Here is a 12,871-nt window from a genome sequence, read left to right as displayed (position 1 = left end):
GGGTTTTTTGTTTGGTCGTCGCGGCGCTCAGATTTCGATCTTCGTCCCCAGTTCGACCACGCGATTTGCCGGAATACTGAAGAAGTCGGTCGGTTTCGCGGCGTTCTGATGCATCCACGCGAACACGCGTTCACGCCACACCGACATGCCGGGCAACTCCGTCGGCACCACGGTCTCGCGGGCCATGAAGAACGACGTGTCCATCAGCTCGAAAGTCATCGCGTGCGTGCGCGTGATCTGTTCGAGGACGGCCTTCACATCGGGCGTCTCGTTGAAGCCATACGCGGCCTTCACGAGGAAGAGACCACCCGACACGTCCTTCACTTCCAGCCGGTGCGCGTCGTCCACATAAGGAATATCGCGCGTGATGAAATTCAGGAAGATGGTCCGCTCGTGCAGCACCTTGTTGTGCTTCAGGTTGTGCAGCAGGCTGACGGGCACGAGCGAATCGCTGCCGGTCAGATAGATGGCCGTACCCGACACGCGATGCGGCGGGTGCGCAAGCAAGCCTTGCAGGAACGGCATCAGCGGAATGCCGTCGGCGGCCGTGCGATCCTTCACGATCATGCGGCCCTTGTACCAGGTCATCAGCAGGAAAAAGAGCGCCCCGCCGATGCACAGCGGCAGCCAGCCGCCCTGCTCGATCTTCAAGAGGCTCGCGCCGAAGAAACCGATGTCGATGACGAGGAAGACCGCGATCATCGCGCCGACGAGAAAGCGGTTCCATCCCCACAGGTTCGTCATCACGACCGACACGAGGATGGTCGTCACGAGCATCGTCGCGGTCACGGCGAGGCCGTACGCGGCTGCCAGATTCTCAGAGCTCTTGAACCCGACCACGATGCACAGAATGATGAACAACAGCATCCAGTTGACGAGCGGGATATAAATCTGCCCGATCGCGAGGTCCGACGTATGCAGGATTTTCATGCGCGGCACGTAACCGAGCTGGATGGCCTGGCTCGTCAGCGAATACGCGCCCGAAATCACGGCCTGCGATGCAATGACGGTGGCGATCGTCGACAGAATCACGAGCGGCAGCAGCGCCCAATCCGGTGCGAGCAGAAAGAACGGGCTTTCGATGGCCTTCGGCGAGTGCATCAGCAGCGCGCCCTGGCCGAAGTAGTTCAGCAGCAGCGACGGCATGACGAACCCGTACCAGCCGTAGCGGATGGGCCTTACGCCGAAGTGGCCCATGTCGGCATAAAGCGCTTCCGCGCCGGTCAGCACCAGCACGACCGAACCGAGCACGATATACGCCTGGAGCACGTGCTCGGCCATGAACGAGACAGCGTAATACGGATTCAACGCGACCAGCACGCCCGGTGCGAGCACGATGTGATAGCCGCCCAGCACCGCGAGCGTGGCGAACCACACCAGCATGATCGGGCCGAAGAGCCTGCCCACGACGGCGGTGCCGTGACGCTGAATCCAGAACAGCATGACGAGGATCACCATCGTGATGGGAATCACGTAGGGCGAGAGCTTGGGCGCGGCGATCTCCAGCCCTTCGACCGCCGATATCACCGACATCGCCGGCGTGATGACCGCATCGCCGTAGAACATGCATGCGCCGAAGATGCCGAGCATCATCAGCACGCCCGACAGACGGCCCGGGTCTTTCACGCTGCGCAACGCGAGGGTCATCATCGCGAAGACGCCGCCTTCGCCGTTATTGTCGGCGCGCATGACGAAGAGCACGTACTTGATGGCCACCACAATCACGATGGCCCAGAACAACAGCGAGATGACGCCGAGGATGGAGGCTTCCGAAAGCGCGATGCCGTGTGTCGGGCTAAAGGCTTCCTTCAAAGCGTAGAGGGGACTCGTGCCGATGTCGCCGAAGACGACGCCGATGGCCGCGAGCGCAAGCGAAGGCAAAGGCTGTTTGCGCTCTTGCGCGTGAGTCAAGTTAGTCATAAAAGCGAGATATCCGTCCAGGGCGGAAGAAAACCGAACGCCATTCTATCTAACGTCGCACGCAAAAACGTCTGCCCGCATGTTGCTGATGCGCCACGAGAGACGCGAGTGAGAGTTTAGCATCGTGCCCCGTAAGCGTAAGCGGCGCGCGTGCACACTCGCATCCCGGTCACGGTCGAACGCGGCCGGAAAGCAAAACGCCGTTGCGTCGGGAGACAACCCGGCGCAACGGCGCAGCGCAGCGAACCAAGAGCGAACGCCGATGCCTTACACGCGGCCGTTCTGCGTGCCGCGCTTGATCCACGCGCCGAGGTTGTGCGGACGCACGGTGTCCCATTCCTCGAACGGCTGATGAATCCACGGATTCGTCTCGAGAAACTGCACGTGGTAGTCAGGCTTGACCTTTGAGCACGCCTTGTACCACAGCACCGCCGAGCGCACCGCCGTGATCGCCGGATAGCGCTCCTTCAGATGGTCCTGCACGCGCGCGAGCGTGACGCCGGAGTCGACGAGATCGTCGACGAGCAACACGTTGCCCGACAGTTCGCCACGCGTCATCGTGATGTACTGCGCGATGTCGAGGTCGCCCTGCTGCGTGCCCGCGGCCTCGCGATACGAACTCGTCGCGAGAATGGCGAGCGGCAGGTCGTAGATGCGCGAAAGCTGGTCGCCGACGCGCAAGCCGCCGCGCGCGAGACAGAGGATTTTGTCGAACTTCCATCCCGACTCGTGCACGTTCAGCGCGAGAAGTTCGATCAACCGGTGATATTCGTCCCAGTTGACCCAGAGGTTCTTTTCGTCGTTACGCGGGTCGGTCATCGCGATCATGGTGAGGCTCTTTCGATTGCATTAGTGCGGTTATATACGAAATGTGGCCGCATGAAGCGGCCACATTCTTTACAGCGTCCGTTCAGGCCGAGGCTCGGTGCCCTCAGACCTTGAACGGATGACGAAGCAGGATGGTTTCGTCGCGGTCCGGACCGGTCGACACCATGTCGATCGGCACGCCCGCCACTTCCTGCACACGCGTGAGGTAAGCACGCGCGTTCTCGGGCAGGTTGTCCCATTGCGTGATGCCGACCGTGCTTTCCTTCCAGCCGCCGAAGGTCTCGTAGACCGGCTCGCAGCGCGCCACTTCCGATGCGCCGCGCGGCAGGATGTCGAGCGTCTTGCCGTCGAGCGTGTAGCCGACGCAGAGCTTCACTTCTTCGAGGCCATCCAGCACGTCAAGCTTCGTCATGCACAGGCCCGTGATGCCGTTGATCTGGATCGAGCGGCGCAGCGCGGCTGCATCCAGCCAGCCGGTGCGGCGCGGACGGCCCGTGACGGAGCCGAACTCCTTGCCGACGGAGGCGAGCGTCACGCCGACAGGGTCCTGACGCTTGGGATTGTCCGCATCGTACAGTTCGCTCGGGAACGGGCCCGCGCCGACGCGCGTGCAATACGCCTTCGTGATGCCGAGCATGTAGTTGAGCTTCTGCGGACCGACGCCCGCGCCAGCCGTCGCGGCACCGGCCACGCAGTTGCTCGAGGTGACATACGGATACGTGCCGTGGTCGATATCGAGCAGCGTGCCTTGCGCGCCTTCGAACAGCAGATTGTGGCCGGCGTGGTTTTCGTCGTACAGACGGCGGGAGACGTCCGTAACCATCGGCGCGAGACGGTCGGCGTAGCCGAGCATGGTGTCCAGCGTTTCCTGATAGTCGACTGCGGCCGCGCCGAGATATTGCGTCAGCACGAAGTTGTGGAAGTCGAGCGCTTCGCGCAGGCGTTCGGCGAAGAGCGGCGCATCGAACAGGTCCTGCACGCGCAGGCCGCGACGGGCAACCTTGTCTTCGTACGCCGGGCCGATGCCGCGACCGGTCGTGCCGATCTTGCCGGCGCCGCGCTTGGCTTCGCGCGCCTGGTCGATGGCAACGTGGTACGGCAGAACGAGCGTGGCGGCTTCGGAAACGAACAGGCGCTGGCAGACATCGATGCCCGCGGCTTCCAGTTCGTCGATTTCCTTGAACAGCGCCTGCGGGGACAACACGACGCCATTGCCGATGTAGCAGGCCGTGCCCGCGCGCATGATGCCCGACGGGATGAGGCGCAAGATGGTTTTCTTGCCGCCGATGATGAGCGTGTGGCCGGCGTTGTGGCCGCCCTGGAAGCGCACGACGCCCTGGGCATGGTCCGTCAGCCAGTCGACGATCTTGCCCTTGCCCTCGTCACCCCACTGGGTGCCCACCACGACGACGTTGCGCCCCGGGTTCACATTCACTGCACTGGCAGACATGTTGATTCGTTAGCTGGTTAAAAACGCATTTTACCTATGTTCGCGGCCGTTTCCGAGTTTTTCGGGATGCATGCCGCGATCAGGCCACGTTCGCGCGTGTCCTGGCGAAAAGTCCTCGGCGCTCAGGCGCCGGAACGCTCTTCCACCGCCCATTGCCCGTTGCGCTCCACGAGCACGCGATCGAACGCGAATTCGTCGAGATCGTGTTCGTGGCCCGGCAGCGCCTGAATCACGACTTCGCCCGCATCGCGCAGCGCCGCGACGGCCGCGCGCAACGGTTCCTCATGCTTCCACGGCGCGAGGATGGCGCTGCCGCGTGCGTCGACGGGCGAGATGCGCGCCACTTCGCGCAGGTCGAGCGAAAAGCCCGTCGCGGGCCGCGCACGGCCATACGCCGAGCCGACATCGTCGTAACGGCCGCCGCGCGCGACCGCGTTCGGCACGCCGTCGACGTAAGCGGAGAACATCACGCCGCTGTGGTACGCGTAGCCGCGCAGATCGGCCAGATCGATCATCAGTTCGGCGCCGTCCGCGCGGGCGGCGAGAAACGCGAGATCGTCGAGCGCACGGGCGATCACCGGCAGATTCGGCAGACGCGCGCGCGCCATCTCGAGCACCGAGGCATCGCCATAGAGCGACGGCAACGCACGCAGCGCCTCGCGCGGCACGTGGCTTAGATGCGCCGTCAGTTCGTTGAGACGCGGCACGTCCTTGCTGGCGAGCGCGTCGTAGAGCGCTTCTCCGAGCGATGCCGCCGCCGGTTCCAGTTCAAGCAGCGCCGCGAGCACGCCCGCATGACACAAGTCGAGACGCACCTTCGACAACCCCGCGAGATGCAGCGAATCGAGCATCAGTTGCTGAATTTCGAGATCCGCTTCGAGCCCCGCGTGGCCGTAGATTTCGGCGCCGATCTGAATCTGCTCGCGCGTGGCGTGCAGGCCGCGCGGACGCGTATGCAGCACGACACCCGCGTAACAAAGACGCGTCACACCCTGCCGGTTCAGCAAGTGCGCGTCGATGCGCGAGACCTGCGGCGTGATGTCCGCGCGCAGGCCGAGCGTGCGTCCGGACAGCTGATCCACGAGCTTGAACGTGCGCAAATTGAGGTCGCTTCCCCCGCTCGTCAGCAGCGATTCGAGATATTCGAGCATCGGCGGCATGACGAGCTCATAGCCATACGAGCGAAACCGGTCGAGCAGGCGGCGGCGCAGCTCTTCGATCTTGCGGGCTTCCGACGGCAACACGTCGGCGATATTTTCGGGAAGCAACCAGGTGGACATCGATACGTTTCCTGCTTGGGCGCGCGGCGCTCGGCACGGCGCGCATTGGGCGGATAGAGACAAGATAGGCTAAATGGCGGAACACCGCCGGGCGCTGAGATCGGCAGACGGACTTACGTGGCGATCCACAACAGAATCAGCCCCAGCGCCATTGCGATCAACCCGCCGATGCGGATGTGATGCGGCGGCCGCTCGGCGATACGGCGAAACGTGTCGCGCCAGGCCGTGGGAAAGACGAAGGGAAACATGCCTTCGATAATGAGCATCAACGCAAGAGCGAGCAGTATCGTCTCGACCATGTTCATGGGAAGAAGGCGCCGCGCGATTGTTGGTTCACTTCGCGCGCGGCGCAGGTACGGTCAGCGTTTGGCTGCGGCAGCGGATGCGTCCGCACCGCCGTTCGGGCTTTTCATGAAGCGGAAGAAATCGCTGCTCGGATCGACCACCATCACGTCGCCCGGCTTGAACGTCTTCTTGTACGCCTCGAGGCTCTGATAGAACTGATAGAACTGCGGATCGCGTCCATATGCGTCGGCTGCGATGGCCGCCGCCTTGCTGTCCCCTTCGCCACGGATCGACTGCGCCTGACTATAGGCATCGGCGAGAATCTGCTGTTGCTCGCGTTCGGCATCGCCCTTGATCTTGTCGGCTTGAGCCGTGCCCTTCGCGCGCTCGTTCGCCGCCGCCTGCTGGCGCGCCGCGATCATGCGCTTGTAGACGGACTCGGCCACCGCCGACGGAAAGTCGATACGCGTCATTTGCAGATCGACGAGCTGCACGCCGAATGCACCGGCCGCGCTTTCCACCGCCTTCAGCGCCTCGCTTTCGAGTGCCTGCTGGTTGCCGAGCGCATCGGTCAGTGAGCGGTTTGCGAACGCGCTCGCCAGTGCCGTCCGGGCAAGCGCGATCAAACGCTCCTGGGCGGTCTGCGTGTTTTTCTCGTTACTGACGAAGAGCTTGAGCGGATCGGCCACGCGATACTTCACGACCGTGTTCACCAGCACTTCGTTCTTGTCCGACGTCGTGAAGCGGTCCGCCCCGCTCTCGTCGATGGTGAGCGTGCGCGTGTCGATCAGCGTGAGCGTCTGAAACGGCGGCGGCAGCTTGAAGTGCAGGCCGGGACCGTCGAGGCGCGGGTTGCTGTCGCCATGAGCGGCGACGATGGCGGCGTGCCGTTCGTCGACGGTGAAGACCATCGACGAACCGATGAACAGCACGATGACGACTGCGACGACGAGCGCAATGATTCGATTCATGTTCGCGCTCCTTACTGCAGGTCGTCTTGACGGCTGCGCGAGCGGAACGCATCGCGCGAGCGCAGCGGGTCGCCACTGGCGGCACTGGCGCCGCTTGCGGGGCTTGCACCGCTTGCGGGCGCCGCCGTCGCGGGCGCGGCCGGCGCGGAAGCAGGCGCGGCGGCCTGCGGACGCACCTGCGCTTCCACGGCAGCCGACGCTGCGCCCCCGGTATTCGCCGCTGTGTCTTTCGCCTGCTGACGGTTCGCATCGACGAGCTTGTCGAGCGGCAGATAAATCACGTTATTGCCTGCCTTGCTATCCACGAAGACCTTTGTAGTGCGCGAGTAGATCTGCTGCATCGTGTCCAGGTACATGCGTTGACGAATGAGCGCCGGCGCCTTCGAGTATTCCGCGTAGACCTCCTTGAAACGCTCGGCGTCGCCCTGAGCCTGCGTGACCTCGCGATTGCTGTACGCAGTGGCTTCTTCGACCATCTTCGCGGCATCCGCCTTCGCGCGGGGCAGCAGCTGATTCGCGTAGGCCTCGGCGGTATCGCGGGCGCGTTCGTTGTCCTGCCGCACGCGCGATGCTTCTTCGAACGCCGCCTGCACCTGAGTCGGCACCTGCACGCTCTGCACGGTGACGCCCGTCACTTGCAGGCCGGTACGATAGGCGTCGAGCGAACGCTGGATGGATTCGGTCAGCCGCGGACGAAGTGCTTCGCGGTCCTTGTAAAGCAGGTCGTCGGTGGTCGCGGCGCCGGCGATTTCACGGATCGCAGCCTGCCCCGCCTCGGTGACGCTCTGGTCGGGATCGACGTTGCGGAACAGGAAGTCGGTCGGCGATTTGATCTGATACTGCACGGCGAAGCGCACGTCGAGAATGTCCGCTTCGTTCGTGAGGAGCGATGCATCGCGCACATTGCCTTGCGACAGCGCCGCGCCGCGCCCGATTTCGACGGAGCGCACCTGCGACGTATCGACGATGTCGTGCGACTGGAACGGGTACGGCAGGCGCCAGTGAATACCTTGCGTCACCGTCTGCCGATACTGCCCGAATTGCGAGACCACGGCGACGTGTCCATCCTGCACCACGAACACGCCGCTGCCGAGATAGATCGCGATCAGCACGCCAATGACGATGCCCACGCCGATGCGCGTGCCCCGTCCGTTGTCGCGCGGCATGCCGCCGTTCGGCTTGCGGCCGAAAATGCCCGCAATCCGGCGATTGAATTCGCGCCACATTTCATCGAGATCCGGCGGGCCTTCTTCCTTGCCGTTACCGCGCTTGCCGTCTTGCGGGCGCTTGGAATCGTTCTTCACGCCGTCGCCCTCGCCCCGCCCCCAGCGCGGATCGTTGATCGAAAAGACGGCATGCATGCGCTGCCTGTTAGTCCGCTCGTTGTAATCGTTCACTCGGTGATTCACCATTAGACAGCCGGTTCGATGCCGCGGGTCATGCGGAGCAGTTCAGTGTCCGTGTTCGGGAACCTTGTGGCCGTCACGTTCTCCGGCTGGCCGGTGGTCTTCCGGCTGCGCGTTCGCGTCGTGTGTCTCGTTCGGCCCGGACTGCGTGGATTGCGTGGCTTCTGACGCCTGTGCCGGCTCGCCGGTTTCGGCCAATACGCTCGGCATGCTTTCTTCGGGTTCGCCTGCTTCCGCTGAAGCGATTTCGGCGATGGCGGCGCGCAGTGCGTCGAGTCCCTGACCCGTGCGTGCGCTCAAAAAGACGCGCGAAATATTACCATACTCATCCCTTTCAACCGCCTCGCCGCGGGCCGCAAGTTCGGGCACGGCGTCGATCTTGTTGAAGACGAGAATCTGGCGAATCGAGTCCGCGCCGATGCTGCGCAACACCTCGTTCACCTGATCGATCTGATCGAGGCGCACGGAGCTGGAGGCATCTACCACGTGCAGCAGCAAGTCGGCGTGGATGGTTTCCTCGAGCGTCGCGCGAAACGCCGCGACGAGCTGGTGCGGCAACTCGCGGATGAAGCCCACGGTATCCGACACGACGACATGGCCCGCCTCTTCGCCGAGAAACACGCGGCGGGAGGTGGTGTCGAGCGTGGCGAACAACTGGTTCGCGGCATACGCCTGCGCCTTGGTCAGCGCGTTGAAGAGCGTCGACTTACCCGCGTTCGTATAGCCGACGAGCGACACGGACATCGTCTGGTTGCGCTCGCGCTGCCGGCGCTGAGTGCCGTGCTGGCGGCGCAGTTTCGCAAGACGCGTCTTTAGCGCCTTGATGCGCTCGCCGATCAGCCGGCGGTCGGTTTCGAGCTGCGTCTCGCCGGGACCGCGCAAACCGATCCCGCCTTTCTGACGTTCGAGGTGAGTCCAGGCGCGAATCAGCCGCGTGGACAAATACTGCAATTGCGCGAGTTCGACCTGCAGCTTGCCTTCATGGCTGCGCGCGCGCTGCGCAAAGATATCGAGGATGAGACTGGTGCGATCGACCACGCGGCGGTTCAACGCAAGCTCGAGATTGCGTTGCTGCGCGGGTGCGAGCGCGTGATTGAAGATAACGAGTTCGACGTCGTTCGCTTCGCAGGAAAGGCGCAGTTCTTCGACCTTTCCGCTGCCAATGAACATTTTGGCGTCCGGACTGGACCGGCGGCCGGTGAGCGTAACGGCAGGATGGGCGCCCGCACTTTCTGCGAGCAGGCTGAGTTCTTCGAGGCTGGCTTCGAAATCAATCTTGCCGAAGTCGATGCCGACGAGCGCTGCGTTAATCAAATTATGTCTGGATAGTTTTTGAAGCGACCGGCGAGTTGCGCAATGTTCGAATTCGGAATGGCAACGGCGCGCCGGCCGCAACGAGGTTAGGACGATTCAGCGTCCGGGTGGAAATTCACCGGGCGAGCCGGCACGACCGTGGAAATGGCGTGCTTGTAGACCATCTGGGTGACCGTATTCCGGAGCAACACGACGTACTGGTCGAACGATTCGATGTTCCCTTGAAGCTTGATGCCGTTGACCAAATAGATCGACACCGGCACGTGCTCTTTACGCAGTGCGTTCAAAAACGGGTCTTGTAACAATTGCCCTTTGTTGCTCATAGCAAACTCCGTGTTTTTTGCAGGTTAGAAGTATTGTGACGAAGAAAAAGAGATCCGCCGACAATCGCTACACTATAGCCGATTTTCGTTTCCGCACCAGACCGGCCATTCGGCCAACCGGCCCGAAACACTTGGCTCCGCGGCAGTTACTCTTTGTCCGCGTAAGGGTTCTTGCTCGAGCGAAACTCTATGCGCAATGGAGTGCCGGCCAGCCCAAAAGTTTCGCGGAAGCGCCCTTCCAGATACCGCTTATAGGTATCTGTGACTGCATCCAGCGCATTGCCGTGCACGACGATGATCGGCGGATTCTGCCCGCCCTGATGCGCGTAGCGCAGCTTCGGCCTGACCGGCCCGCGGCGGCGCGGCTGCTGAAACTCCACGGCTTCGATCAGCGCGCGCGTGAGCTTCGGCGTCGGCAGCTTCGCCATCGCGGCGGCATAGGCGTCGTCGACCGATTTCATCAGCGCGCCGATGCCGGTCTTCTCCAGCGCCGAGACGTAGTGAAATTTAGCGAAGTCCAAAAACTTGAGCTTGCGCGTGAGATCGGCCTTGGTGCGCTCGCGCACATGCGAATCCAGCCCATCCCACTTGTTCACGCCGACCACGAGCGCGCGTCCCTGTTCGACGACGAAACCCGCGATATGCGCATCCTGATCGGAGATGTCCTGCTGTGCGTCTAGCAGGAGAATCACGACGTTGGCATCCGAGATCGACTGCAGCGTCTTCACCACCGAGAACTTCTCGATCGCTTCGAACACTTTGCCGCGGCGACGCAAACCCGCCGTGTCGATCAACGTGTATTTGCGGCCTTGCCGCTCAAAATCAACATAGATCGAATCGCGCGTGGTGCCGGGCATGTCGAACGCGATCACGCGCTCTTCGCCGATCAGCGTATTGACGAGCGTCGACTTGCCGACGTTCGGCCGCCCGACGATCGCGATCTTGACGCCGTGCTGCGCCTTTTCTTCCTCGCTTTCTTCCGGCTGACCGGCATAGGCGATGTCGAGCGCGTCGTTGATCATCTCGCTGACGCCGTCGCCGTGCGCTGCTGAGATGGCGCGGGGATCGCCGAGACCGAGTTCATAGAAGTCCGACGCGACCGCCGTGTACTTCATCCCTTCGGCCTTGTTGACCACCAGGAAGAGCGGCCGGCCGGTCTTGCGCAGATAGTCGGCGATCGACTTGTCCTGCGGCGCCAGCCCGTTGCGTCCATCGACGATGAACACGACGACATCCGCTTCTTCGACGGCCTGCCGCGTCTGACGCGCCATCTCGTGCAGGATGCCGTCCTTCGCGACCGGCTCGAAGCCGCCCGTATCGACGACGAGATACGGACGTTCGCCGCCCACGCGCCCTTCGCCGTAGTGGCGGTCGCGCGTGAGACCGGGCAGATCGGCGACGAGCGCGTCGCGCGAGCGCGTCAGCCGGTTGAAGAGAGTCGATTTCCCCACATTGGGGCGCCCGACGAGGGCAATCACGGGTTTCATCAGAGTTTGTTCACAGTTGAACGCAGGCGATGTGCGAAAGGCGCGGGTCGGCGTCTTCGCCGCTTGCGCCGCGAGAATGGCTGCGCTTGTCGAAAATTAGCATGGATTCGGCCCGCCGCTTTGCAGCGCACGCCGCTGTCAGGCGCCGGCGCCGTGAATCGGCCGGTGCCGTGCGCGGGCTCTTGTTGCGCGGCATCGCGCGCCTTGTTCTTTCATGCCCGGCTGAGCGGGCTTTCTTGTCGAGCGCGAACGGATGTCGCGCCCTCGTTCTGCAACCCGTTCGGGGTCTCGGCGCCACGGGCGCCGGTCTTTCCGACTGCGCTTCGTCCGGCGAAGGACGAAGCGCTGCGTGACGCTTACTGCGGACGGAAGCCGTACAGCCCGCCATCGTGCGTCTGCACGACGAGCGTGTTGCCCGCCAGCACCGGCGCCGCGGTGATCTGGCTGCCATCGGTCGGCGCGCGGCCGACGATCTCGCCGTTGTCCACGCTCAGGAAGTGCACGAAGCCCTTGTAGTCGCCGACGACGACGGCGCGGCCCAGGATGAACGGCACGCTGACCTGACGGCTCTTCAGCTTGTCGTTCTTCCAGATGGGCGCGCCATCCGATGCGCGGAACGCGTTGACCACCGACCAGTCGTCGCCGGCCGCGACGATCTGCTCGTCCTGCGCGAGGCCGCTATCGCTCGAGAAGTTCTTTTCCCAGACGGGACGGCCCGAGTTCGCATCGAAGCAGCCGATCTTGCCCTGGAACGTCACCGCGCAGGTTTGCGCGCCGACGAGACCCGGCGCACCGGTCACGTCGTTGATGCGTTCCACTTCCGTCACACCCTTCGGATACGACACCGGCGCTTGCCAGTACGCATCGCCCGTTTGCAGATTGATCGCCGCGAAGTTGCCGCCCGGGAAGCCCGCGAGCACCGCCTGATTGCCGGCGAACGTCATGCCTGCTGCCACGCGCAGATTCAGCGGCACGGCGCGCAACTGGAATATCCACTTCTGCTCGCCGGTCTGCGCGCTGAACGCGATAACCTTGCCGTCGATGGTCCGCACGACCACGAGGTCGTTGCCGACGAGCGGCGGCGAAATGATTTCCCCCGGCGCCGTGGCCGTCCACAATTGCTTGCCGTCCGGTCCGAGCGCGTAGACCGAGCCCTTCAGGCCGCCGGCGGCCGTCAGGTTGCCGTCGCTTCCGACACCCGCCGAGAGATCGTCCTTGAGTTTCGTGCGCCAGACTTCCTGGCCGGTCTTTGCGTCGATCTTCGCGACGGTGCCGTTCTCGCCCGCGGCGAAGACCGCATCGCCCACGGCGACCGGAGCGAACAGATAACGGCCGGCCTTGCCGACACTCGCTTTCCATGCCTGGGTGACGTTGAGCACCGGCTTGATGTCGACGAGCGGTGTCGGCACGCGGCGCTCGTCCTTGGTGGACGCGCAGGCGGCCAGCAGGACGGTCATCGCGCAGGCGAAGGGCACGGCGTAGCGTTTCAAATGAATCATCGGTGGACGCAACATGAATGGGTGAATTCGGTTGACCGGCGCAGCCGCGTTTTCGCTCGATGGCGATGCGCGGCGCGGCGGCTTGATTGGCGAAATTGCGTTGGCGCT

Annotated in this window: 11 protein-coding genes; all 11 read right to left on the bottom strand. The window is 63.4% G+C overall.

What is annotated here, in order from left to right:
- Window positions 1-27: 27 nt before the first annotated feature.
- The gene (locus P9220_RS10230; RefSeq protein WP_309764734.1) at window positions 28-1,920 is read right to left on the bottom strand and encodes a potassium transporter Kup; all 1,893 of its coding nucleotides are present in this window, start codon (window positions 1,918-1,920) and stop codon (window positions 28-30) included.
- Window positions 1,921-2,187: 267 nt separating this feature from the next.
- Window positions 2,188-2,748, bottom strand: a complete 561-nt coding sequence (locus P9220_RS10225) for a phosphoribosyltransferase (RefSeq protein WP_040050125.1) — start codon at window positions 2,746-2,748, stop codon at window positions 2,188-2,190.
- A 103-nt stretch (window positions 2,749-2,851) separates the two neighbouring features.
- Complete coding sequence (locus tag P9220_RS10220; RefSeq protein WP_309764733.1) at window positions 2,852-4,198, bottom strand: adenylosuccinate synthase; 1,347 nt, start codon at window positions 4,196-4,198, stop codon at window positions 2,852-2,854.
- Window positions 4,199-4,320: 122 nt separating this feature from the next.
- A complete protein-coding gene (locus tag P9220_RS10215) occupies window positions 4,321-5,478 on the bottom strand; it encodes an ATP phosphoribosyltransferase regulatory subunit (RefSeq protein WP_309764732.1) in 1,158 nt (385 codons plus the stop codon).
- Between the two features lie 113 nt (window positions 5,479-5,591).
- Window positions 5,592-5,783: a DUF2065 domain-containing protein gene (locus P9220_RS10210; protein ID WP_309764731.1), complete on the bottom strand. Its 192-nt coding sequence runs from the start codon at window positions 5,781-5,783 to the stop codon at window positions 5,592-5,594.
- 54 nt (window positions 5,784-5,837) lie between these two features.
- Window positions 5,838-6,734, bottom strand: coding sequence for a protease modulator HflC (gene hflC, locus P9220_RS10205; RefSeq protein ID WP_309764730.1), 897 nt, complete (start codon window positions 6,732-6,734; stop codon window positions 5,838-5,840).
- A gap of 11 nt (window positions 6,735-6,745) precedes the next feature.
- Window positions 6,746-8,131, bottom strand: a complete 1,386-nt coding sequence (gene hflK / locus P9220_RS10200; protein ID WP_309764729.1) for an FtsH protease activity modulator HflK — start codon at window positions 8,129-8,131, stop codon at window positions 6,746-6,748.
- A gap of 54 nt (window positions 8,132-8,185) precedes the next feature.
- A complete protein-coding gene (gene hflX, locus P9220_RS10195; protein ID WP_309764728.1) occupies window positions 8,186-9,454 on the bottom strand; it encodes a GTPase HflX in 1,269 nt (422 codons plus the stop codon).
- Window positions 9,455-9,540: 86 nt separating this feature from the next.
- Window positions 9,541-9,777 (bottom strand): RNA chaperone Hfq, encoded by a 237-nt coding sequence (gene hfq / locus P9220_RS10190; protein ID WP_006999489.1) that lies wholly within the window; start codon window positions 9,775-9,777, stop codon window positions 9,541-9,543.
- Between the two features lie 146 nt (window positions 9,778-9,923).
- Window positions 9,924-11,264 (bottom strand): ribosome biogenesis GTPase Der, encoded by a 1,341-nt coding sequence (gene der / locus P9220_RS10185; RefSeq protein WP_309764727.1) that lies wholly within the window; start codon window positions 11,262-11,264, stop codon window positions 9,924-9,926.
- A 356-nt stretch (window positions 11,265-11,620) separates the two neighbouring features.
- Window positions 11,621-12,763 carry an outer membrane protein assembly factor BamB gene (bamB, locus tag P9220_RS10180; protein WP_309764726.1) on the bottom strand — a complete coding sequence of 381 codons (1,143 nt, stop codon included), beginning with the start codon at window positions 12,761-12,763 and terminating at the stop codon, window positions 11,621-11,623.
- Window positions 12,764-12,871 lie beyond the last annotated feature (108 nt).

Source organism: Caballeronia sp. LZ016 (assembly GCF_031450805.1).
In the GTDB taxonomy this organism is placed as follows: Bacteria; Pseudomonadota; Gammaproteobacteria; order Burkholderiales; family Burkholderiaceae; genus Caballeronia.
This window is presented reverse-complemented; position numbering and strand designations above follow the sequence as displayed.

Coding starts and splice junctions, on each gene's coding strand:
- bamB (WP_309764726.1), bottom strand. CDS start 12,763: ATGATTCATTTGAAACGCTACGCCGTGCCCTTCGCCTGCGCGATGACC.
- hfq (WP_006999489.1), bottom strand. CDS start 9,777: ATGAGCAACAAAGGGCAATTGTTACAAGACCCGTTTTTGAACGCACTG.
- P9220_RS10230 (WP_309764734.1), bottom strand. CDS start 1,920: ATGACTAACTTGACTCACGCGCAAGAGCGCAAACAGCCTTTGCCTTCG.
- P9220_RS10220 (WP_309764733.1), bottom strand. CDS start 4,198: ATGTCTGCCAGTGCAGTGAATGTGAACCCGGGGCGCAACGTCGTCGTG.
- P9220_RS10225 (WP_040050125.1), bottom strand. CDS start 2,748: ATGATCGCGATGACCGACCCGCGTAACGACGAAAAGAACCTCTGGGTC.
- hflC (WP_309764730.1), bottom strand. CDS start 6,734: ATGAATCGAATCATTGCGCTCGTCGTCGCAGTCGTCATCGTGCTGTTC.
- P9220_RS10215 (WP_309764732.1), bottom strand. CDS start 5,478: ATGTCCACCTGGTTGCTTCCCGAAAATATCGCCGACGTGTTGCCGTCG.
- der (WP_309764727.1), bottom strand. CDS start 11,264: ATGAAACCCGTGATTGCCCTCGTCGGGCGCCCCAATGTGGGGAAATCG.
- P9220_RS10210 (WP_309764731.1), bottom strand. CDS start 5,783: ATGAACATGGTCGAGACGATACTGCTCGCTCTTGCGTTGATGCTCATT.